This window comes from Halomonas heilongjiangensis, from assembly GCF_002879645.1.
GTDB classification, from domain to species: Bacteria; Pseudomonadota; Gammaproteobacteria; order Pseudomonadales; family Halomonadaceae; genus Halomonas; species Halomonas heilongjiangensis.
On record NZ_PNRE01000046.1, the window covers coordinates 1 to 19,710 of the forward strand.

Sequence of the window (19,710 nt, forward strand, 5' to 3'; positions counted from 1 at the left end):
CGCTGCCGGCCCCCGACCCGCTCGCCCTGGTCGACGCCGAGATCTGCGACGGCTACTGGCACGGCCGCCCCGGCATCGACAACAGCCGCGGAACGGCGCGCCCATGAGCCGCCTGGCCACGATCATCGACAGCGTGGCGCTGCCGGCCCTGCGCCTGCCCATCGCCGGGCTCGACGCGGCGGACCACCGGGCCTTCCCCGGCCGCCGGGCCTGCGTGATCTACCTGCAGGGGTGCCCGCTGCGCTGCGGCTACTGCGAGAACCCGCAGATGACCACGCCGCGTCGCGGCAGCGCCCGCGAGTGGGAGACGATCCACCGCTTCCTGGCCGAGCGACGGGAGGGCCTGGAGGCCGTGGTGTTCAGCGGCGGCGAACCGACCCTGCACGCCGGCCTGGACGCGGCCGTGGCCGAGGTCAAGGCGCTGGGGCTCGCGGTGGGCCTGCACACCGCCGGCCCCTACCCCGAGCGGCTGGCGGCCCTGCTGCCCCACCTCGACTGGGTGGCGCTGGACGTCAAGGGGCGCGGCCGCGACTTCGACCGGGTCTGTGGCCGCACCGGCATCTGGCGCCGCCATGTGCGCAGCCTGGAGATGCTGCTGGCCAGCGGCGTCGCCCACGAGTGCCGCACCACGGTGCACTGGCAGGACTTCGGCCTCGCCGACCTGGAGCGCCTGGCGCTGACCCTGGCCGACTGCGGCGTGCGCCGCTACGTGCTGCAGCCCGCCCGCACCGACCAATGCCTCGACCCCGAGTACTGCCGGCCGGTCCCCGGTGCCCCCTCCCTCGCGGCCCTCGACGCCCTGGTGCGGCGTCTCAGGCCCCACTTCACGCATATCGAACTGCGCCACTGACCGGACATACCGCCGCGGCCAGGTCGCCAGCGGCAAGGGGCCGCGCCTATGCTATTGGATCACTCGAGAGGAAAGGCGCCGGAGGTATCGTCATGCCCCATCCCTGCGCAGGACAGGCCCCGACTTACCGGCTGTTCTATTCACCGGACAGCGCCAACCTGGTGATCCGCATGGTGCTGGAAGAGCTCGGCGCGGGCTACCGGGCCGTGCGGATCGACCGCGCCAGGGGCGGCCTCGACGATCCGGCCTTTCGCACCCTGAATCCCCAGGGGCTGCTACCGGTCCTGGTGGACGAGACAGGCGGGGTCCCGCTGTTCGAGACCGGGGCCATCCTGCTGCACCTGTGCGAGCGGCACGCCAGCCTGGCGATCACGGACCCGGCGCACAGGGGGCCTTTCCTCGCCTGGCTGTTCTTCCTCTCCAACACCCTGCACGCCGATCTGCGGGTGCGGTTCTACACCTGGCGCTATGCCGAAGGCAAGGCGGAGATCCAGCACCTCAGGGAGATGCTGGGTCGCCGCATTCAGCAGCATCTACAACTGCTCGACGAGCTTGCCGACCATGGCCAGGGAGCGGGGTTGCTGCCGAGTGGCCCCAGCGTGCTCGACCCCTACCTGGCCTGCCTGGTTCGCTGGATGCAGCTCTACCCCCTCGACGCCCCCCTCGGGGGCATCGCCCGGGACGACTACCCGCATCTCGTCCAGCTGTTGGGGCGGCTGGAAGGCCGACCGGCCATCCGCCGTGCGGCGGCAGCCGAGGGCATCGAGGGGCGCCTGTTCCTCACCCCCGACTATCCTCGCGGTGACCCGTGCCAACTCGTAGGTCACGCCCCGAACCAGATCGACTGAGCCACGCGAAGGCCGTGGCGCTTAGCCGCACTTCGACCAGCCGCAGCCGGCGTAGCAGGTGGGGCAGCCGTCCATCATGATCAGCTCGCCGTTGCACTCGGGGCAGTGGCCGACCACGGTGGGATGGCCGCTCTTGTCGTGGGCCTCGCGCTCGGCGTGGGCGATCTCCTCGGGGGTCGGCGGCTGCCAGGCATGGCCGCTGGCCAGCCGCTGGGCGTAGCGGCTGACCAGGTCCTCCACCGGCACCTGGTTGCCGTCGATGTCGAGGAAGCCGCGGCGGTAGAGGATCTGCTGGATCGACCAGGCGATGGCCGCGACCTCGGAGTCGTGGAACATCGGCTTGCCCCAGCGGTTCATGCCGCAACGCACCAGGCCCTTGTCCCAGGCCACCTTGCGCAGGTCGGCCACCGCCTGGGTGACGTAGCCGCCGCGGGCGGCCAGCGACAGGCTGCGCATGGTGGCGGTGATCCACTGGTGCTCGCTGGAGAGCTGGCCGGAGGGGAAGAAGAACTCCACCGGGCGCTCGATTACCACCCGCTTGCCGCCCAGCACGCCCTCCACCGGCATGAACGACACCAGCAGGTAGACCTTCTTGCGGCCCTCGGCGCCGACATAGGAGATCTTCTCCGACACGGCCTCCAGGGTGCCCTCGGGACGCGACGGAATGCGCACCGTGAGCGGATTCTCGTCGAGCAGCGGCGGGGCTTCCTCGACCGCCTTCTTGACGCTGTAGGAAACGATCTTCGAGGTGATTTCGACGGCCATCAGCAGGCTCCTGCGGAAAAGGATTCAAAGGCGCGCAGCTTCACTCGCTCGGGGCTGCTCCGGCGACACGTCCCGGAGCGCCGGACCGACGAGGAGGCGCTGTAAATACATCCCTGTACGCTACCGACGCCATCCATGGCGTAGGACCTCCTCTTCGACGTGTCCCCGGCGCCCCTCGCTACCGGCAGTTGGAAGTGCACGGGCTTACCACTTGCCATAGGTGCCTTCCTTCAGCGCGTCATAGAGATTCGCCGCATTGTGCTCCTCGCCGTCGTAGATCACCTTCTCGTCGCCCCTGAGCTCCAGGGTCTCGCCATTCTCGAGCTCGAAGACGTAGGTGGTGTTCTTGAGGTCGTCCTCGCGTACCAGCACGCCCTGGAAGGCCTCGGGGTTGAAGCGGAAGGTGGTGCAGCCCTTGAGCTGGCTGTCGTAGGCGTCGAGGTAGAGGCCCTTGAAGTCGTCGAAGGCGAAGTCGGTGGGCACGTTCACCGTCTTGGAGATCGCCGAGTCGACCCAGGCCTGGGCCGCCGCCTGCACCGCCACGTGCTGCTTCGGGGAGACCGCATCGGCGGTGATGAAGTAGTCGGGCAGGTCGCTCTCCACCGCATCGGCGGCGATGAAGTGGCGGTAGGCGGCCAGCTCGAAGGAGACCACCTCGACCTGCTCCTTGGTCTTCTTGCCCGACTGGATGACGTTGCGGAAGTAGCGGTGCGAGAACGACGGCTCGATGCCGTTGGAGGCGTTGTTGCCCAGGGACAGCGAGATGGTGCCGGTGGGCGCGATGGACGAGTGGTGGGTGAAGCGCGCGCCGTGCTCGGAGAGCGCCGCGACCAGCTCCGGCTCGACCTCGGCGACCTTCTGCATGTAGCGGCTGTAGCGGGCGTGCAGCAGGCGACCCGGCACCTTGTCGCCGACCTCGTAGCCGTCCTTGGCCAGCTCCGGCCGGCTGCGCAGCATCTTGGGGGTGATCTCGAACTCCTCGGCCAGGATCGGCGCCATGCCCTTCTCGCGGGAGAGCTCGAGGGCCTGCTTCCAGCCCTCGATGGCGAGGGTACGGCTCACCTCCTCGGTGAAGGCCAGCGACTCCGGCGAGCCGTAGGGGATCTTGAGCATGGTCAGGGTCGACCCCAGGCCCAGGAAGCCCATGCCGTGGCGGCGCTTGGCCTCGATCTCGCGGCGCTGGCCGGCCAGCGGAAGGCTGCTGATCTCCACCACGTTGTCGAGCATGCGGGTGAAGATCGCCACCACCTTGCGGTAGCGCTCCCAGTCGAAGCGCGGCTTCTTGCCGAAGGGCTCGATGACGAAGCGGGTCAGGTTGACCGAACCGAGCAGGCAGGCGCCCTCCGGGGGCAGCGGCTGCTCGCCGCAGGGGTTGGTGGCGCGGATCTCCTCGCAGAACCAGTTGTTGTTCATGCGGTTGACCTGGTCGATCAGGATGAAGCCCGGCTCGGCGAAGTCGTAGGTCGAGCGCATGATGGTGTCCCACAGCTCGCGCGCGCGGATCACCTCGACGATGCGGCAGGCCACGCGGCCCTCGGCGTCGACGGTGTAGCCCTCCTCGATCACCGGCCAGTCGCGGTAGATGAGCTCGTCGGGGCCCACGTCCTCCTTCTCGCCGGCGTGCAGCGGGAAGGCCAGGGGCCAGTCGGCGTCGCTCCTGACCGCCTCCATGAACTCGTCGGTGATCAGCAGGCTCAGGTTGAACTGGCGCAGCCGGCCGGCCTCGCGCTTGGCCTCGATGAACTGGCGGACATCGGGGTGGCCGACGTCGAAGGTGCCCATCTGGGCACCGCGGCGCCCGCCCGCCGAGGCCACCGTGAAGCACATCTTGTCGTAGATATCCATGAACGCCAGGGGGCCGTTGGTGCCGGCACCGGCACCGAACACGAAGGCGCCCTTGTGGCGCAGGGTGGAGAACTCGTAGCCGATGCCGCAACCCGCCTTGAGGGTCATGCCGGCGTCCACCACCGAGTCGAGGATGTCGTGCATGGAGTCGTGGATGGTGCGCGACACCGTGCAGTTGATCAGGCTCACCGCCGGCTTGTAGTCGTCGGCGCCGGCGTTGGACATGATCCGCCCGGCCGGGATCGCGCCGTTCTCCAGCGCCCAGCGAAACTTCGGCAGCCACTCGTCGGCCTGGTCGCCCTCCACCGCGGCCAGGGCGCGGGCCACCCGCTCCCAGGTGGCCGCCACGTCCTTGTCCACCGGACGCCCGTGGCGATCCTTGAGCCGGTACTTGGCATCCCAGATATCACGGGAGGGAACCTGCATCGGTACCTCGTTGGATGTCTTGACGGCCTTGGCGGGAGTGCTCATTCAGGGGTCTCCAGAGAAGTCTAGGATAACGGGGTCAGTGATCGCGGCGCGCCAGCCGCTCGAGTCGCAGCAGCCATGCGCCGAGGCGTCCCTGGGCCAGGCCCTCCTCGCGGCCGTCGAGCAGGTTCTTGACCGTCAGGCCGAGCTCGGTGTCGCCCTCGATCAACAGGCGACGCTGGAAGAACAGGGCGTCGGGGTCCTCGCGGCGAGTGGCCAGGCACAGGAACTCGCGCCAGCCGCCGCGGATGGTCGCCTCGCCGGCCTCGCGGCAGAGCACCAGGTGCCCCGCCTCGAGCCCCAGGGTCAGCACCACCCCCAGGTCCTCGACCCTCAGGGTGATGCGGCGCCCCTCGAGGCCATCGAATTCGCCCTCGGCCAGTGGCTCGGCGAAGGTGCGGTTGAGCAGCGGTTCGACCAGACGACGCTTGACGCCGATGGGCACTCGCGGGTCGAGGGCACGGATCAGCCGGCTCGGGGCGAGCGGGCGCGGCAGTGACAGGGACGGGAAAGGCAGGGACATGCCAACTCTCCTGAAGACGATGCGGCCGAGGCCGCCGAACCGCTCATCCTAGGCCTCATGCAAGCCGTTCGCCCTGACATGCGTCAAGCCCCGGCCGGTGCGACCCGCCGCTGGCGGCTGAGTACCATATATAGACCATTCGACCACAGCAAGCACAAGATGTCGTTGCATTTGACCGTCAACGCTGCGACGGTCTACCGCCGCTCAGTGCCCCGGGAGGCCGCCAGCGAAGCGGGGGCCACCTGGTCAGACCGTGCGCGAGTAGCGCCCCTCGCTGCGGCTCAGGTAGGCATCGAAGGCCATGGCGGCGTTGCGCATCATCAGCCGCCCGGCCGGCAACACCTCGATCTCGCCCTCGCCGATCGCCAGCAGGCCGTCGGCGTCCATCTCGGCGAGTTCGTCGAGGGCCTCGGCGAAGTAGTCGCGGAAGGCGATGCCGTGGGCACGTTCGATCGCGGCGAAGTCGATGCGGCCGTGGCACATCAGGGCATTGATCACGTCGCGGCGCAGGCGATCGTCGTCGTTGAGCCGGTAGCCGCGCATCACCGGCAGCCGGCCGGCCTCCAGCCGGTGCTGGTACTGGGCGGTCTCCTTGACGTTCTGGCTGTAGCTGTCACCGACCTTGCCGATGGAGGTGATCCCCAGGCCGATCATGTCGCAGTCGGCGTGGGTCGAGTAGCCCTGGAAGTTGCGCTGCAGGGTGCCGTTCTCGCGGGCCAGGGAGAGCTCGTCCTCGGGCAGTGCGAAGTGGTCCATGCCGATATAGACATAGCCGGCCGCGGAGAGCCGGCGGATGGTCAGCTCCAGCAGCTCGAGCTTGCGCTCCGGGGGCGGCATGTCCTTGGGTCGGATCAGCCGCTGGGCCTTGAACAGCTCGGGCAGGTGGGCATAGCTGTAGGCGGCGATGCGGTCGGGCCGCAGGGCGATGATCTTGTCCAGGGTGACGTCGAAGCTCGCCACCGTCTGCAGCGGCAGGCCGTAGATCAGGTCGACGCTGACCGACTGGAAGCCGGCCTCGCGGGCCGCCTGCACCAGCGCCACCACCTGCTCCTCGCTCTGGATGCGGTTGACGGCCTGCTGGACGTCGGCATCGAAGTCCTGCACGCCGAAGCTCAGGCGGTTGAAGCCCAGTGTGCGCAGCTCATGGATCTGCTCGGGGGTGACGGTGCGCGGGTCCACCTCCAGGGAGAACTCGCGCGCCGCCGGCGGGGCGAAGTGGAAGGCCGCATCCAGCGCCGCCATCAGCTCGCCCAGCTGGGCGTTGCTCAGGTAGGTGGGGGTGCCGCCGCCCAGGTGCAGCTGGGTCATGCGCCGCGAGGCATCGAACAGCGCGGCCTGGACCCGGATCTCCTGCTTCAGCCACTCGAGGTACTCGGCGGCCCGCTCGGTGTTGTGGGTGATGATCTTGTTGCAGGCGCAGTAGTAGCAGAGGCTCTTGCAGAACGGGATGTGCACGTACACCGACAGCGGCTTGGGCGACTCGGCCCGATTGCTGCGCTCGGCGGCAGCCCGATAGTCGTCCTCGGCGAAGGCCGCGTGGAACTGCGGCGCCGTGGGGTAGGAGGTGTAGCGCGGCCCCGGGCGATCGTACTTCTCCACCAGGGGGCGATTGAATTGCAGATCCTGTGGCATGACGTGAAACGGCCTCTTGCAGCCTGTATTCGAGCAGGAACGGGGACAGCGTTCGCAGGCCCCGCCGAATGAGGGAAGTATGCCATCCGCCATCCGCAGCGTCGGTACCCTTCAAGAGGTAGTTGACCCAGGTCAAAGGAGGGAGCGCCCGAGGCGAGCAGCGTTGCAGCGCTCACTAACATTCATGTAGATTGAATCTTATAGCGCCTCCCGGAGGCCACCATGCGGCCGACCACGATGATTTCGCGACTCACCTGGAGCACCCTCGCCTGTGGCTGCATCGGCCTGGGGACCGCCGGCCTGGTGGTGCCGCTGCTGCCGACCACCCCGTTTCTGCTGGTGGCCGCCTGGGCCGCCCCCAAGGGGTCGCCGCGCCTGGCACGCTGGCTGTGGGAACACCCGCACCTGGGCCCGACCCTGCACGCCTGGCGAGAGCAGCGCGCCGTGCCCCGCCGCGCCAAGCGGCTGGCCTGGGGGCTGCTGGCGTCAAGCTGGCTGGTGCTGTGGCTGAGCGGGGCACCGCTCCCCGTACTGGCACTGACGGCGGCACTCTTCTGCGGGGTAGGCACCTTCCTGCTGCTGCGACCCGATGCCACACGCGCACCCGCCATGGAGGAAAGGGAGCTGGTAAACTGAGACTTCGTTAACCCATCGTTATCGACCGATTACCCAGTCACGAGGCGCCGGATCCTGCCATGCACCTGACCCGCTTTACCGACTACTCGCTGCGCGTGCTGATCTTCCTGGCCGTCAAGGGCGAGGAACGCTCCACGATCCAGGAGATCGCCGAGCGCTTCGAGGTCTCTCACAACCACCTGATGAAGGTGGTGCAGGAGCTCGGCCACAAGGGTTACATCACGGCCATTCGCGGCAAGAACGGCGGCCTGCTGCTCAGGAAGGCACCGGAAGAGATCTCCCTCGGCGCCCTGATACGCGACACCGAGCACGATCTGCTGCTGGTCGAGTGCTTCGGTGACCAGAACGAGTGCCTGATCACCCCGGCGTGCCGCCTCAAGCCGATACTGGCCGAGGCCCTGCAGGCCTTCCTCGCCGTGCTCGACCAGTACACCCTGGCCGACATGCTGGGGCCGCAGCGCCCCCAGCTCGCCCAGTTGCTGCGCATCGAGCCCGGGTGCTGAACATGCCCGGGGCGCCGAGATGGCTTATGCTGACACACGTCAGTACCCCATCCTCGGCCCACTGGCACCATGGGCACCTCCGGCCCGGGACTCCGGGTCTCCTTACGCCAACAAAGATGCATCATGGAGATTGGTTATGAAAAGACTGGCCGCCGCCACCCTCACCGGCATCGCCGCCCTGGCATTCTCCGCCTTCGCCCAGGCGGAGCCCGACGGTGAGGCGATCTACAACCGGGCCTGCATGGCCTGCCACATGACCGGTGCCGCCGGCGCCCCCATCAAGGGTGATGCAGACGCCTGGGCACCCCGCCTGGAGCAAGGCATGGAGACCCTCTACGAGCACTCCATCAATGGCTTCCAGGCCATGCCGGCCAAGGGGGGGCAAGTGAACCTCAGCGACGAGGAGGTCAAGGCCGCGGTCGACTTCATGCTCGAACCGGTGCTCTGAGACCGAACGAACCGTCTAGCGCCCCATGAGAGACTGCCCCGGCGGGCTCTGCTAGCATCCGGGGTTCGTCTCCACGCCACCCAGGATGCTGCTGCCGATGTCATCGCCGGTCACCCGCCTCGCTCTGCTGCCCGCCCTGCTGATCGCGCTGGGCCTGGCCGCCCCCGCCCAGGCCACCACCTTCAACACCGGCGACGTCGAGGCCCAGGGTGCCTGGCACTCGTTGACCCTGACGCTGGGCGAGGAGCGCCACTTCCGTGCCATGGAGGGGCAGAGCTACGGCGATTCGCTGCTCAGCGTCAACGTGACGCCGGGGGTCTGCGACCTGCCCTGGCTGGAGCTGCGGGTCGAGCTCGACGAGCACCAGGCCGAGAGCCGCACGGTCAACCGGGTGCCGGTCGACCTGCGGGTCGACCACGAGACCATCCACGGTGGCTGGGCCGAGTTCGTCACCGTGCGCGGCGACAGCGGCTTCTACGTGCACTTCACCCTCGAGGAGCAGCCGCTGCTGCTCGAGGAGATGCGCGCCGGCGAGACCCTGCGCCTGCGCCTGATGCGGGCCGAGGACGACCCCTGGTTCATGACCTTCGACCTCGACGGCGCCGAGGCGGCGATCGCCCGGATGCTGCGCCAGTGCCAAGACGCCACCCCCTGAGGGCCGGCGGCCGGGGCCAACCACAGGGCGTCAGACCACTTCCGCCGCCAGCGGCAGCTCCTCGACCGGCACCGGGCGGCCGAACAGGTAGCCCTGGAAGGCCCGGCACCCCTGCTCGGCCAACCAGCGGCGATGCTCCTCGCTCTCGACGCCCTCGGCGATCACCTCGAGCTCCAGGCTGCGGGCCAGGGTGATGATGGTGGTGACGATGGTGGCGTCGGTGGGGTCATCGAGCAGGTCGCGCACGAAGGACTGGTCGATCTTCAACTGGTCCAGCGGCAGCCGCTTGAGGTAGGCCAGCGACGAGTAGCCGGTGCCGAAGTCATCCAGGGCGAAGCCGATGCCCAACCCCTTGAGGCGCTGCATCTTGTCCCGGGTGTCCTCGCTGTCTTCCAGGAAGAGGGTCTCGGTCAGTTCCAGCTTGAGCCGCTCGGGCCGCGCCCCGGTGACGGCGAGGATCCGCTCGAGACGGGCGACGAAATCCGGTGCCCGGAACTGATCGCGGCTGACGTTCACCGCCATGGTCAGGTGCTCGGCGGCCGGCATCGCGGCCCACACGGCGAGCTGGCGGCAGGCGGTCTCCAGCACCCAGAGCCCCATCGGCACGATCAGGCCGTTCTCCTCGGCGACGGGAATGAACACCCCCGGAGACACCAGGCCCCGCTCGGGGTGCTCCCAGCGCAGCAGCGCCTCGACCCCGGTGGTCTGCCCCTCCTCATCGACCTGAACCTGGTAGAACAGCCGCAGCAGGCCATCGGCGAGGGCCTGCCGCAGGTCGGCCTCGAGGCTGGCCCGTTCCATCACCCTGGCCTGCATCGCCGGGTCGAAGAAGCACAGCGCATGGCGCCCCGCCGCCTTGGCCTGATACATGGCCAGGTCGGCCTGCTGCAGGATATCGTTCACCGTGGCCAGGTCGTCGGTGAACAGGGTGATGCCGATGCTGCCGCTCACCTGGCAGCGCATCTCGCCCAGCATGCAGGGCTCCACCAGGCTCGCCAGCAGCTTCTCGCCCACTCGCTCGGCCACCATGGCGGCCTCGTCGGCCTCCAGGCCCAGGTCGTGCAGCATCACCACGAACTCGTCGCCGCCCAGGCGGGCGATGGTATCGGTCTCGCGGGTGATGGCGGTGAGGCGCTCGGCGATGATCAGCAACAGCTCGTCGCCGCGATGATGGCCCAGGCTGTCGTTGATGGTCTTGAAGTTGTCGAGGTCGATGAACATCACCGCCCCGTACTCGCCGCTGCGCCGGCTCTCCTTCAGCGCCGACTCCAGCCGGTCGACCAGCAGGCGCCGATTGGGCAGGCCGGTCAGGGGGTCATAGAAGGCCAGTTGATGGATCTCCTCCTCGGCGGCCTTGCGTTCGGTGATGTCGCTCAGGGTGGCCACGTAGTTGGTGATCCGGCCTTCGTCGTCCTTCACCGCGCTGATGGTCAGCCACTGGGGATAGATCTCGCCGCTGCGACGGCGGTTCCAGATCTCGCCCTGCCAGCTGCCCTTGTCGGCGATGGCGCACCACATGCGCTGGTAGAAGTGGTCGTCATGGCGCCCGGAGTTGAGGATGCGCGGGCTGTGGCCGACGATCTCCTCGGCGGCGTAGCCGGTGATCTGCCGGAAGGTCGCGTTGGTCCGCAGGATCCGCCCTTCGGCATCGGTGACGAACATGCCCAGGTGGGTCTCGAAGGCCATGGCGGCGATGCGCAGCTGGGCCTCCTGGCCATGGCGTCGAGCCACCTCCCGCTGCCGTTCGGCCATGGCCTGCCAGCGGGACCAGCGCTTCCGCCGGGCACCCTGCCTCGATACCACCCCGTCCCCTGTCACCATTGCCGGCCCTGCTCCCGCTTCATGACCGCGCTGCTTGCTGGACTCGGTGCCCCGAACATCACGGCGTATCGGCCCCCCGGCCGGAAAGTCGAACCTCCCTTTCCTTGAAAGATGCCACTCCTTGATGGATACCCATTATGCCAGCTCGAGCGCCTATGGCGAACGAGATCTCGCGCCTCCGCCGCGACGACCCGTCCGGCCAGCGCCGCTCGGACGGATCGCCTGCCGGCGTCCTGGATGCTAGAGCACCTTGCTGCGCAGCAGGCCGGTGATCGCCTCGCCGATCAGCACCAGCGCGATGATGGCGATGAGGATGGTGGCCACGGTGGGCCAGGCGAAGGTGTCGATGGAGCCCTGCAGCAGTACCCCGATGCCACCGGCCCCCACCAGGCCCAGTACCGTGGACTCCCGGATATTGATGTCCCAGCGCAGGATGACGATGGCGAAGAAGGCCGGCATCACCTGGGGCACGACGGCATAGGCGATCACCTTGAGCTTGGAGGCACCGGTGGCCTCCATGGCCTCCACCGGGCGCCGGTCGATCTCCTCGATCGCCTCGCCCATCAGCTTGCCGATGAAGCCGATCGAGCGGAACATGATCGCGAGTATCCCCGCCAGCACCCCGGGGCCGAAGATCGCCACGAACAGCAGCGCCCAGATGATGGTGTTCACCGAACGGCTGGAGACCAGGATGAAGCGCCCCAGCCACAGGCAGAAGCGATTGGGCGTGGTGTTCTGGGCGGCGATGTAGGACACCGGCAGGGCGATGAAGATCGTCAGCAGGGTCGCGAGCGTCGCGATGTGCACCGTCTCGATCATGGCGCCCACGATCTGCCCCAGCCGACTCGGGTCCGGCGGCCACATGCGCGCCCCCAGCCGCGAGATCTGGGTCGGCGCATCCCACACCCAGGGCCAGAAGATGTCGATGTCGCGCACCGCCCAGTAGACCACCATCAGCGTCACCAGCAGGACGGCGTAGCGGATCAGACGTTCCTTGCGGTCGTAGCGCCGCCAGACGCGATCGGCCAGGTCGCCGGCATGATCTACCATATCTTCTTCCTCACCCAGCCACTGATGCCCTCGCTGACCAGGATCACCGCGATGATGATCAGCAGGATGGCGAACGCGAAGTCGTAGTCGTAGCGCCCGAAGGCGTTCATCAGGGTCCCACCGATGCCCCCGGCACCGACGATGCCGACCACCGCCGAGGCGCGCAGGTTGCTGTCGAGCTGGTACATGGAGAGCCCCACCTGGCGCGGCAGGATCTGCGGGAAGACCGCGTAGAACAGCGTCGCCAGGTACCCCGCCCCGGTGGCCTTCATCGCCTCCACCTGCCCCCAGTCGATCTCCTCGATCTCCTCGGCGAGCAGCTTGCCGACGAAGCCGATCGAGTAGAGGGTCAGGGTCAGGATGCCGGCCAACGGGCCGAAGCCCACCGCGGCGACGAACAGGATGGCGACGATCACCGGGTGGAAGCTGCGCGAGACGATGATCACCGCTCGCCCCAGGAGATAGACCGGCATCGGCGCGACGTTGCGGGCCGCCATCACCGCGAAGGGAATCGACAGCATGACCCCCAGCAGCGTCGCCAGGATGGCGATCTGGAAGCTCTCCTTGAAACCGGTGAGCAGCAGGCCGCCGCGCTCGAAGCTGGGCGGGAAGCCGCCGCCGAAGATCCGCGCCGCCCGTGGCAGGCCCTCACCGATGCGCGCCCAGTTGAACGGCAGGCTGCCGAAGGCCCAGATCAGATAGGCCACCACCGCCAGCCACAGGCCGTAGCGTAGCCAGGGGTTCGCGATGAAGGGCGGCTTGCGCCAGGTCCTGCGCCCCGTCGCGTCGACGTCAGAGCGGGTCATCGGTCACCTCTTTCCGGGTGGCCAGGGCGGGCTTCTTCGTGTCCTCGCCCTCATCCTCGTCCGGCGCCTCGATACCGCCGTAGATGGCGTCCAGCGCCTCCCGGGTGAAGTCGGCGGGGGTCCCGTCGAAGATCATCTTGCCGTGACGCAGGCCGACGATGCGCTCGGTATAGGCCTTGGCCTGGGCCACGTTGTGGATATTGATCAGCACCGGCAGCGACAGCTCGCTGGCCAGGCTCTGGAGCAGCTTCATGATCTGCTCGGAGGTGCGCGGGTCAAGCGAAGCGGTGGGTTCGTCGGCGAGCAGCACCTCCGGCTCCTGCATCAGCGCCCGCACCACCCCGACCCGCTGTCGCTCGCCACCGGAGAGTGCATCGGCGCGCTTGTTGGCGTAGTGGGCGATGCCCACCCGCTCCATCAGCGTGAAGGCACGCTCGATGTCGGCCTGGGGATAGCGTCGCGAGATCGCCTGATAGAGGCTGACATAGCCGAGCCGACCGGCCAGCACGTTCTCCATCACCGTGAGACGATCGATCAGGTTGAAGCCCTGGAAGACCATGCCGATCTTGCGCCGCGCCCGGCGCAGGGCGGCGCCGCGCAGGTTGACCAGCTCCTGGCCATTGAGCTTGATCGACCCCGAGGTGGGCTCGACCAGGCGATTGATACAGCGCAGCATGGTGCTCTTGCCGGCCCCCGAGGCGCCGACGATGGAGACAACGCTGTTGCCCTCCACCACCAGGTCCAGCTCCTTGAGTACCGGCTCGTCACGGCCGTAGCGCTTGACGAGCTTCGAGATCTCCAGCATCCGACCACCTCGCTTTGCACGATCAGGGAGAACGGCCCCCGGCCGGTCGGCCGGGGCGCCCGGCTCACTCCTGTTCCAGGTCTTCGCGGGTATAGCGCACGTCGTTGGCGGCCTGGATGGTGCGGATGACCTGCCAGTGCTCCTGATAGTTGATCGGGATGAACTTCTCGACCCCCTCGAACTCCTCGCCCAGGGCGGTGCCGGCGAAGTCGAAGCTGAAGAAGGCCTCCTCGATCTTCTCGACCAGGTCGGGATGCAGGTTATGGGCGTAGTTGTAGGAGGTGGTGGGGAAGCGGTCGGACTCGTAGAGGATCTTGACGTCCTCCTCGTCGTAGAGGCCACGGGCGGCCATGCGCTCGACCACCTCGGAGGCCACCGGGGCGGCGTCGTAGTCCTGGGCCACCACGCCGAGCATCGACTGGTCGTGGCTGCCGGAGTAGACCACCTCGTAGTCCTCGTCGGGGACGATGCCGAGCTCGGGGAACAGCGCCCGGGGCGCCTGGTTGCCGGAGTTGGAGGTCGGCGAGGTATGGGCGACCCGCTTGCCCTTGAGGTCCTCCATGCTGTCGATGCCGGAATCGACATGGGTATAGACCTGCAGGGTGTAGCCGAACTGGCCGTCGTCGGAGCCCATCAGCGCGAAGGGCACCGCACCGGCCAGGTTGACCGCGAAGGGTGTCGGCCCGGTGGAGAACCCGGCGATGTGCAGGCGCCCGCTGCGCATCGCCTCGACCTGTGCCGAGTTGGACTGCACGGCGAAGAAGCGCACGTCCCGTCCGGTCACCTCCTCGAGGTGATCGATGAACGGCTGCCAGATATCGGAGTAGATGGCCGGGTCTTCCACCGGGGTATAGGCGAAGATGAGGGTATCGGGGTTCGCCCACTCCGACTCGTCCGCCGGCAGGTCGGCGACCATGTCGCCATCCTCGTCGCAGTAGAGGTTGTCGAGATCGCCCCGGGGGCAGTCGGCGAAGGTGGGGGTGGAGAAGGCCAGCAGGGCCAGCGACGCACTGGCCAGGGCCGCGGTCAGGTATTTGCCGGAGACGATGGGCTTCCCGGCGACATGGAGCGTATTCATGGCGTGTCTCGCTTTGGCTTGTATTTATTATGGAAATTGAGAAATATTGATCGAAAGCGAACAACTTGCGGAGCATATGATCGATTCCGAACATCACTTTCTCAATCTAGGAGCTGTGACGATAGCATGTCAACCGATTTCCTCAACGTTCCCGGAGCCTGGCGCAACCGCTACCTGCTGATGCGCCACGGGCATAGCCGGGCCAACGAGCAGAACCTGATCATCAGCGACCCGCGCGCCGGCCTTGCCGACTACGGCCTCTCTGTCGAGGGCGAGGCACAGCTCGCCCGGCTCGTCGACGGGTGGGCCTGGCCGGCGCCCACCCGCCTCCACCACTCGGACTTCCTGCGCACCACCCAGACCGCCACCCGGGTGGCGGCACGCTTCGGCCTCTCGCCCTGCCCCGAGCCACGCCTGCGCGAGCGCCACTTCGGCGACTTCGAGGCCCGTTCCGCGGATCGCTACCACGAGGTCTGGGCACTGGACGAGCGGGACCCGACCCACCGCACCCATGGCGTCGAACCGGTGATCGCGGTGGCCGAGCGGATGCGGGCGGTGATCGAGGAGCTGGAGCGTACCTACGCCGGCGAGACGATCCTGGTGGTGAGCCACGGCGACCCTCTGCAGATCCTGCTCACCGCCCTGGAGGGACGGCCGTTGCACCGGCATCGCGACCGACCGCCGCTGCTGCCGGCGAGCATCACCCCGCTGGGCGAGGCCCCCGTGGCATAATGGCTACCCAGCTTGCATCGCCGCCGGGAGGGCGATCGTGACGGTACTGCTGTTTCGGCTGCACCACGTCCCCGACGAGGAGGCCGAGGAGGTACGCCGACTGCTCGACGAGCACGGCTTCGACACCTACGAGACCCGTGCCGGCTTCTGGGGGCTGGGCGTCGCGGCGATCTGGCTGCGCGATGAGACTCAGCGGGAGGCGGCCCGCGAGGTGATCGACCACTATCAACAGGCACTGGGCGAGCGGGTGAGGCGCGAGCGGCACGAGCTCGACGCCCGCGGCCAGGCCCCCACCCTGTGGCGCCGCCTGCGCCACCACCCCTTCCGGGTGGTGCTGCTCACCGCCGCGGCGCTGGGCATCCTGGCCCTCTCCGTCCTGCCCTTCCTGGGGCTGATCGACTGACACGACCTGTCCTCGCCCCGGCCAGTGCGGCTCATGTGGCGGCCTCGTCGTTGTCGTCTCAGCCCTGGGTGAGCAGCAACTCGACCCGTCGGTTGGCGGCCCGCCCCTCGGCACTCGCGTTGCTCTCCAGGGGTCGGGTGTCGGCATAGCCGATGGCGCGCAGCCGGGTCGTCGGCACGCCCTGCTCGGCAAGGTAGCGCAACACGGCGATGGCGCGCCCGGTGGAGAGCTCCCAGTTCGACGGGAAGCGGACGGTGGCGATGGGAATATCGTCGGTGTGCCCCTCCACCGAGACCTGGCCATCGAAGTCGGCCAGGGTGACGACCAGGCCGCTCAGGATCTCGCGGCCACCAGCGGTGAGCTCCGCCTGGCCGCTGGCGAACAGCAGGTTGTCGTCGATGCGCAGGGTGACGCCCCGCGCCCCCTCGGCGACGCTGACCCCCTCGATCTCGAGCCCCCGGAAACGCGGCTGAAGGCCATCCTGTCGCGGCTTGAGCCCCGGTGCCGTCGGCCCCGCCATCGCCCCCGGGCCGCCGGCCACCGCCTGGGCGGCCGACTCGGCCAGCGGCGACACCTGGCGCGTCGCCTCGCCCCCGTGCTCGCTGCCGGTGACCCTCAGGCCATTGCCGGCCAGCGACAGCAGCAGCACGAACAGCGTGATCAGCAGGGTGAGCACATCGAGGTAGCTCATCAACCAGCCTTCGCCATCGTCGCCGACCGGCGCGTCGGGCAGCAACGACTCCCTGGCGTGCCGGTCAAGCATGCTGGCCGGCCTCGGCACCGCCGGGCCGGGGCTTGCCGGGCTCGCGGATCTCGTCATGATAGTTGGCCACGAAGGAGTTGAGGGTCTCCTCGATGAACGACGGCAGGCGACGCTTGGTGATCAGCGAGATGCCCTCGAGCACCATGTTCATGGCGATCAGCCGCTCCTCGGTACGCCGTTCCAGCTTGACCGCGATGGGCTTGAACACCAGATTGGCCAGCAGGATGCCGTAGAAGGTGGTCAACAGGGCCACCGCCATGCGCGGGCCGATCACGTGCAGGTCGCCGGTCTCCATCACCTCGAGCATGTTCACCAGTCCCACCAGGGTGCCGATCATGCCGAACGCCGGGGCATAGGTGGCCATGGTGCGGAAGATCTGCGCCTCGGCCAGCTCGCGGGCCTTGAGCCGGGCGATGCGCCAGCGCAGCAGGTCGAAGATCTCCTGCTCCCGGGTATTGGCGATCACCAGCTGGATGCCGGTACGCAGGAAGGGGTTGCGGGTGTGCTCCAGGGCCTCCTCCACGGCGCGCACGTCGCCCTTGAACCACAGCCGCGACATGTCCACCAGTTCCTTGATGTCGTCGCGGGTATAGGTGTTCTCGCGGCGAAACACCAGCCCCACCAGCCGTACCACCCGCACCACCTCCTTGAGCGGGTAGCTGATGAAGGTGGCGGCCATGGTGCCGGCCAGCACGATGGCCAGCCCCGGCAGGTTGAGGAAGCTCTGGGGGGACTCGGCGGTGAAGAGCAGGACGCTGGCCAGCAGCACGCTACTGGCGAAGATACCGATGAGCGTCGACGGGTTCATGCACGGCTCCTTGCCGGAAGAGAAAGGCGTGATGGGGATATCGGCCGCGACGCGGCGAGCTTTACGTCACATCGCGGACAAGCCGCCTGACAGAATGATACTCTTTGTTACATCGCCTGCCAGCCACCGGGCCGGCCCCGCCACGATCACGACAAACGGCAGGCATCCTCTCGCAGGGAGTCACACCATGTCAGGACAGAGGGACACCGACGCCTTCGCCATCGCGCTGCAGCCCATCCACGATGCCGCCGATCGGCATGTCGCCGACCGGCTGCTCTATCGCCATCACGGCGAGGCCCTCGAGGACCCGGTCGCCGCCACCGCCCGGGCCCTGGCCACCGCCATCTACGAGCTCGACGAGGGCAAGCGGCTCGGCACCCGGGAGCTGATCATCGACCTGCCCGGCGAGTGGCTGGAACGCACCGACCTGCTGCCCTCGCCGGCACGCCAGGTGATCATCGGCCTGCCGCGCGACCTGCCGCCGACGCCCGAGCTCTTGACGACCCTCGAGCAGCTCCGCGAGCGGGGCTACCGGCTGCTGGTACCCGCCTCCGGCCTGCAGGGCGACGGCCGGGAGCTCGCGCCGCTGGCCGACCTGATCCGCTTGCGCCACCCCGACGAACTCGACGCCGGTCAACTGGATGCCCACCGCCAGCGCGGCGCCCGGTTGCTGGCCGACGACATCCGCGACGCCGAGCGACTCGACCGCTTCCGCAGCCTCGACTGCCACTACTTCGATGGCCGCTACCTGGCCGAGCCGGCCTTCTACGCCGCCCGCCCCCGGGGTCGCCACGGCAACCGTGCCGCCCAGCTGCGCCTGGTCAACGAGCTCTACCGCGAGGATGCCGACCTGCAGCGCCTCTTCGAGCTGCTGATCCAGATGCCTCACCTCCACGTGGCGATCCTGCGCCGGGCCACCTCCAGCCTGTTCGGCCAGGACTCGCGGCAGACCGACCTCAAGCGTGCCATGCAGGTCATCGGGCTGAACGAGCTGCGCCGGCTGGTGATGACGCTGTCGCTGGCCAGTGAGATGCCGTCGTCGAAACTCAGGGTGCGCCTGGCGCTGATCCGCGCCTTCATGTGCCGCAACCTGGCCACGCCCTTCCGCAACATCGACCCCGAGGACGCCTTCACCACCGGGCTCTTCTCGATGATGGGGCCGCTGCTCGACGAGGCCCAGGATGCCCTGCTCGAGGAGTTGCCGCTGACTGCCGCCGTGTCCCGGGCCCTGAGCGGCCGGGAGGGCCACCTCGGCGCCCTGCTGACGCTCTGCGAGGAGCACGAGCGCCAGGTCGCCGACGGCGGCGCCACGGCCAGCGCCGACCAGCTGCAGCAGTGCTACCTCGATGCCCTGGACCAGACCGATGCGCTGATGAGCCGCCTCTAGCCCCCGGCCGTTCAGTCGTCGCGCAGCCGGGCCCGCAGCCGGCTCACCGCCTGACCGTGGAGCTGGCAGACCCGCGACTCGGTCACCCCCAGCACGGCGCCGATCTCCTTGAGGTTGAGCTCCTCCTGGTAGTAGAGCGCCATCAGCAGCTTTTCGCGCTCGGGCAATGCCTCGATCGCCGCCACCAGGCGGCTGCGCTGCTCGCCGTCGACCAGGGCGGCGAAGGGCGTGGCCATCGCCGACTCGCCGCTGCCCGGTTCCGCTCCCTCCGCCACCAGCTCCTCGAAGGGCAGCAGATGGCCGTTGTTGGTATCGCCGAGGAGCTGGCGATAGTCGGCCAGGTCCATCTCCAGCTCGGCGGCGATCTCGTGCTCCTCGGCCGACCGCCCCAGGCGCTGCTCCAGGCGCCGCACCGCCTCGTCCACGGCCCGGGCGTTGCGCCGCACGCTGCGCGGCAACCAGTCGCGACTGCGCAGTTCGTCGAGCATGGCACCCCGTATCCGCTGGCTGGCGAAGGTGGCGAAGCTCGCCCCCTGGCCGGCGTCGAAGCGCCCCATGGCCTCCAGCAGCCCCATGGTGCCGGCCTGGATCAGGTCATCCAGCTCGACACTCGCCGGCAGCCGGACCTGCAGCGCCAGCGCCTGGCGCCGCACCTGCGGCAGGTACTGCGTCAACAGCTCGTTCTGGTCGATCTTGCCTTTTGCTGTATACATCCCGTTCGACGGCCTCTGTCAGGACCTTCTCTTAGCGATAGTTGACGATCACCTGCAGCCCCTGCACCGCCACCGCCCGTCGCTGGCCCGGTGCCAGGGCGAAGCGGAAGTGCAGTGGCGTAGCCGCCGGCAGCCCCGCCAGGGCCCGGCTGCTGCCCTGCCCGGCCCCCA

Annotated in this window: 22 protein-coding genes; 9 read left to right on the forward strand and 13 right to left on the reverse strand. The window is 68.4% G+C overall.

Features of this window, described 5'->3' with window-relative positions:
• Positions 1-103 precede the first annotated feature (103 nt).
• Entirely contained in the window at positions 104-850 is a 747-nt protein-coding gene (locus C1H66_RS10385; RefSeq protein ID WP_102627817.1) for an anaerobic ribonucleoside-triphosphate reductase activating protein, read from the forward strand.
• Between the two features lie 92 nt (positions 851-942).
• A complete protein-coding gene (locus tag C1H66_RS10390; protein ID WP_102627818.1) occupies positions 943-1,698 on the forward strand; it encodes a glutathione S-transferase family protein in 756 nt (251 codons plus the stop codon).
• A gap of 21 nt (positions 1,699-1,719) precedes the next feature.
• On the opposite strand, the gene C1H66_RS10395 is transcribed toward C1H66_RS10390, so the two are convergent.
• From C1H66_RS10395 to hemN, 4 genes are all read right to left on the reverse strand, one after another.
• Positions 1,720-2,463 (reverse strand): ribonucleoside-diphosphate reductase, encoded by a 744-nt coding sequence (locus tag C1H66_RS10395; RefSeq protein WP_102627819.1) that lies wholly within the window; start codon positions 2,461-2,463, stop codon positions 1,720-1,722.
• Between the two features lie 204 nt (positions 2,464-2,667).
• Positions 2,668-4,779 carry an adenosylcobalamin-dependent ribonucleoside-diphosphate reductase gene (locus tag C1H66_RS10400; RefSeq protein ID WP_102627820.1) on the reverse strand — a complete coding sequence of 704 codons (2,112 nt, stop codon included), beginning with the start codon at positions 4,777-4,779 and terminating at the stop codon, positions 2,668-2,670.
• A gap of 34 nt (positions 4,780-4,813) precedes the next feature.
• Positions 4,814-5,299: a ubiquinone anaerobic biosynthesis accessory factor UbiT gene (gene ubiT, locus C1H66_RS10405; RefSeq protein WP_102627821.1), complete on the reverse strand. Its 486-nt coding sequence runs from the start codon at positions 5,297-5,299 to the stop codon at positions 4,814-4,816.
• Between the two features lie 246 nt (positions 5,300-5,545).
• A complete protein-coding gene (gene hemN / locus C1H66_RS10410) occupies positions 5,546-6,931 on the reverse strand; it encodes an oxygen-independent coproporphyrinogen III oxidase (RefSeq protein ID WP_102627822.1) in 1,386 nt (461 codons plus the stop codon).
• 222 nt (positions 6,932-7,153) lie between these two features.
• Here hemN and C1H66_RS10415 point away from each other — a divergent pair, with 222 nt between their 5' ends.
• The 4 genes from C1H66_RS10415 to C1H66_RS10430 all read left to right on the forward strand — a co-directional run bounded on the left by C1H66_RS10415 (position 7,154) and on the right by C1H66_RS10430 (position 9,173).
• Positions 7,154-7,567, forward strand: coding sequence for a YbaN family protein (locus C1H66_RS10415; protein ID WP_102627823.1), 414 nt, complete (start codon positions 7,154-7,156; stop codon positions 7,565-7,567).
• A gap of 59 nt (positions 7,568-7,626) precedes the next feature.
• Positions 7,627-8,070 carry an Rrf2 family transcriptional regulator gene (locus C1H66_RS10420; RefSeq protein WP_102627824.1) on the forward strand — a complete coding sequence of 148 codons (444 nt, stop codon included), beginning with the start codon at positions 7,627-7,629 and terminating at the stop codon, positions 8,068-8,070.
• Between the two features lie 136 nt (positions 8,071-8,206).
• Positions 8,207-8,518 carry a c-type cytochrome gene (locus C1H66_RS10425; protein WP_102627825.1) on the forward strand — a complete coding sequence of 104 codons (312 nt, stop codon included), beginning with the start codon at positions 8,207-8,209 and terminating at the stop codon, positions 8,516-8,518.
• A gap of 97 nt (positions 8,519-8,615) precedes the next feature.
• Complete coding sequence (locus C1H66_RS10430; RefSeq protein ID WP_102627826.1) at positions 8,616-9,173, forward strand: hypothetical protein; 558 nt, start codon at positions 8,616-8,618, stop codon at positions 9,171-9,173.
• A 30-nt stretch (positions 9,174-9,203) separates the two neighbouring features.
• On the opposite strand, the gene C1H66_RS10435 is transcribed toward C1H66_RS10430, so the two are convergent.
• From C1H66_RS10435 to phnD, 5 genes are all read right to left on the reverse strand, one after another.
• The gene (locus tag C1H66_RS10435; protein WP_102627827.1) at positions 9,204-10,994 is read right to left on the reverse strand and encodes a putative bifunctional diguanylate cyclase/phosphodiesterase; all 1,791 of its coding nucleotides are present in this window, start codon (positions 10,992-10,994) and stop codon (positions 9,204-9,206) included.
• Positions 10,995-11,234: 240 nt separating this feature from the next.
• Positions 11,235-12,044 (reverse strand): phosphonate ABC transporter, permease protein PhnE, encoded by an 810-nt coding sequence (gene phnE, locus C1H66_RS10440; protein WP_102627828.1) that lies wholly within the window; start codon positions 12,042-12,044, stop codon positions 11,235-11,237.
• A complete protein-coding gene (gene phnE / locus C1H66_RS10445; RefSeq protein ID WP_102627829.1) occupies positions 12,038-12,850 on the reverse strand; it encodes a phosphonate ABC transporter, permease protein PhnE in 813 nt (270 codons plus the stop codon). The genes phnE (C1H66_RS10440) and phnE (C1H66_RS10445) overlap by 7 nt, the downstream gene beginning before the upstream one ends.
• Entirely contained in the window at positions 12,837-13,655 is an 819-nt protein-coding gene (gene phnC / locus C1H66_RS10450) for a phosphonate ABC transporter ATP-binding protein (protein WP_102627830.1), read from the reverse strand. Before phnC ends, phnE (C1H66_RS10445) begins: the two co-directional genes overlap by 14 nt.
• Before the next feature lie 64 nt (positions 13,656-13,719).
• Complete coding sequence (gene phnD, locus C1H66_RS10455; protein WP_102627831.1) at positions 13,720-14,733, reverse strand: phosphate/phosphite/phosphonate ABC transporter substrate-binding protein; 1,014 nt, start codon at positions 14,731-14,733, stop codon at positions 13,720-13,722.
• Positions 14,734-14,859: 126 nt separating this feature from the next.
• Between phnD and C1H66_RS10460 the strand changes: the two genes are divergently transcribed.
• The gene (locus C1H66_RS10460) at positions 14,860-15,465 is read left to right on the forward strand and encodes a histidine phosphatase family protein (protein ID WP_240618274.1); all 606 of its coding nucleotides are present in this window, start codon (positions 14,860-14,862) and stop codon (positions 15,463-15,465) included.
• Between the two features lie 37 nt (positions 15,466-15,502).
• Positions 15,503-15,868 (forward strand): DUF6164 family protein, encoded by a 366-nt coding sequence (locus C1H66_RS10465; RefSeq protein WP_102627832.1) that lies wholly within the window; start codon positions 15,503-15,505, stop codon positions 15,866-15,868.
• Between the two features lie 58 nt (positions 15,869-15,926).
• Here C1H66_RS10465 and C1H66_RS10470 read toward each other — a convergent pair whose 3' ends face one another.
• The gene (locus C1H66_RS10470) at positions 15,927-16,631 is read right to left on the reverse strand and encodes an OmpA/MotB family protein (RefSeq protein WP_102627833.1); all 705 of its coding nucleotides are present in this window, start codon (positions 16,629-16,631) and stop codon (positions 15,927-15,929) included.
• Entirely contained in the window at positions 16,624-17,439 is an 816-nt protein-coding gene (locus tag C1H66_RS10475; protein WP_102627834.1) for a motility protein A, read from the reverse strand. Before C1H66_RS10475 ends, C1H66_RS10470 begins: the two co-directional genes overlap by 8 nt.
• 187 nt (positions 17,440-17,626) lie before the next feature.
• Between C1H66_RS10475 and C1H66_RS10480 the strand changes: the two genes are divergently transcribed.
• Entirely contained in the window at positions 17,627-18,826 is a 1,200-nt protein-coding gene (locus C1H66_RS10480) for an EAL and HDOD domain-containing protein (protein WP_146010709.1), read from the forward strand.
• An 11-nt stretch (positions 18,827-18,837) separates the two neighbouring features.
• Here C1H66_RS10480 and C1H66_RS10485 read toward each other — a convergent pair whose 3' ends face one another.
• Positions 18,838-19,539: an RNA polymerase sigma factor FliA gene (locus tag C1H66_RS10485; protein WP_102627835.1), complete on the reverse strand. Its 702-nt coding sequence runs from the start codon at positions 19,537-19,539 to the stop codon at positions 18,838-18,840.
• 31 nt (positions 19,540-19,570) lie between these two features.
• On the reverse strand, positions 19,571-19,710 hold a 140-nt coding region (locus C1H66_RS23420; RefSeq protein WP_146010710.1), incomplete at its 5' end, for a flagellar protein FlhE.

Coding starts and splice junctions, on each gene's coding strand:
- C1H66_RS10385 (WP_102627817.1), top strand. CDS start 104: ATGAGCCGCCTGGCCACGATCATCGACAGCGTGGCGCTGCCGGCCCTG.
- C1H66_RS10390 (WP_102627818.1), top strand. CDS start 943: ATGCCCCATCCCTGCGCAGGACAGGCCCCGACTTACCGGCTGTTCTAT.
- C1H66_RS10395 (WP_102627819.1), bottom strand. CDS start 2,463: ATGGCCGTCGAAATCACCTCGAAGATCGTTTCCTACAGCGTCAAGAAG.
- C1H66_RS10400 (WP_102627820.1), bottom strand. CDS start 4,779: ATGAGCACTCCCGCCAAGGCCGTCAAGACATCCAACGAGGTACCGATG.
- ubiT (WP_102627821.1), bottom strand. CDS start 5,299: ATGTCCCTGCCTTTCCCGTCCCTGTCACTGCCGCGCCCGCTCGCCCCG.
- hemN (WP_102627822.1), bottom strand. CDS start 6,931: ATGCCACAGGATCTGCAATTCAATCGCCCCCTGGTGGAGAAGTACGAT.
- C1H66_RS10415 (WP_102627823.1), top strand. CDS start 7,154: ATGCGGCCGACCACGATGATTTCGCGACTCACCTGGAGCACCCTCGCC.
- C1H66_RS10420 (WP_102627824.1), top strand. CDS start 7,627: ATGCACCTGACCCGCTTTACCGACTACTCGCTGCGCGTGCTGATCTTC.
- C1H66_RS10425 (WP_102627825.1), top strand. CDS start 8,207: ATGAAAAGACTGGCCGCCGCCACCCTCACCGGCATCGCCGCCCTGGCA.
- C1H66_RS10430 (WP_102627826.1), top strand. CDS start 8,616: ATGTCATCGCCGGTCACCCGCCTCGCTCTGCTGCCCGCCCTGCTGATC.
- C1H66_RS10435 (WP_102627827.1), bottom strand. CDS start 10,994: ATGGTGACAGGGGACGGGGTGGTATCGAGGCAGGGTGCCCGGCGGAAG.
- phnE (WP_102627828.1), bottom strand. CDS start 12,044: ATGGTAGATCATGCCGGCGACCTGGCCGATCGCGTCTGGCGGCGCTAC.
- phnE (WP_102627829.1), bottom strand. CDS start 12,850: ATGACCCGCTCTGACGTCGACGCGACGGGGCGCAGGACCTGGCGCAAG.
- phnC (WP_102627830.1), bottom strand. CDS start 13,655: ATGCTGGAGATCTCGAAGCTCGTCAAGCGCTACGGCCGTGACGAGCCG.
- phnD (WP_102627831.1), bottom strand. CDS start 14,733: ATGAATACGCTCCATGTCGCCGGGAAGCCCATCGTCTCCGGCAAATAC.
- C1H66_RS10460 (WP_240618274.1), top strand. CDS start 14,860: ATGTCAACCGATTTCCTCAACGTTCCCGGAGCCTGGCGCAACCGCTAC.
- C1H66_RS10470 (WP_102627833.1), bottom strand. CDS start 16,631: ATGCTTGACCGGCACGCCAGGGAGTCGTTGCTGCCCGACGCGCCGGTC.
- C1H66_RS10475 (WP_102627834.1), bottom strand. CDS start 17,439: ATGAACCCGTCGACGCTCATCGGTATCTTCGCCAGTAGCGTGCTGCTG.
- C1H66_RS10480 (WP_146010709.1), top strand. CDS start 17,627: ATGTCAGGACAGAGGGACACCGACGCCTTCGCCATCGCGCTGCAGCCC.
- C1H66_RS10485 (WP_102627835.1), bottom strand. CDS start 19,539: ATGTATACAGCAAAAGGCAAGATCGACCAGAACGAGCTGTTGACGCAG.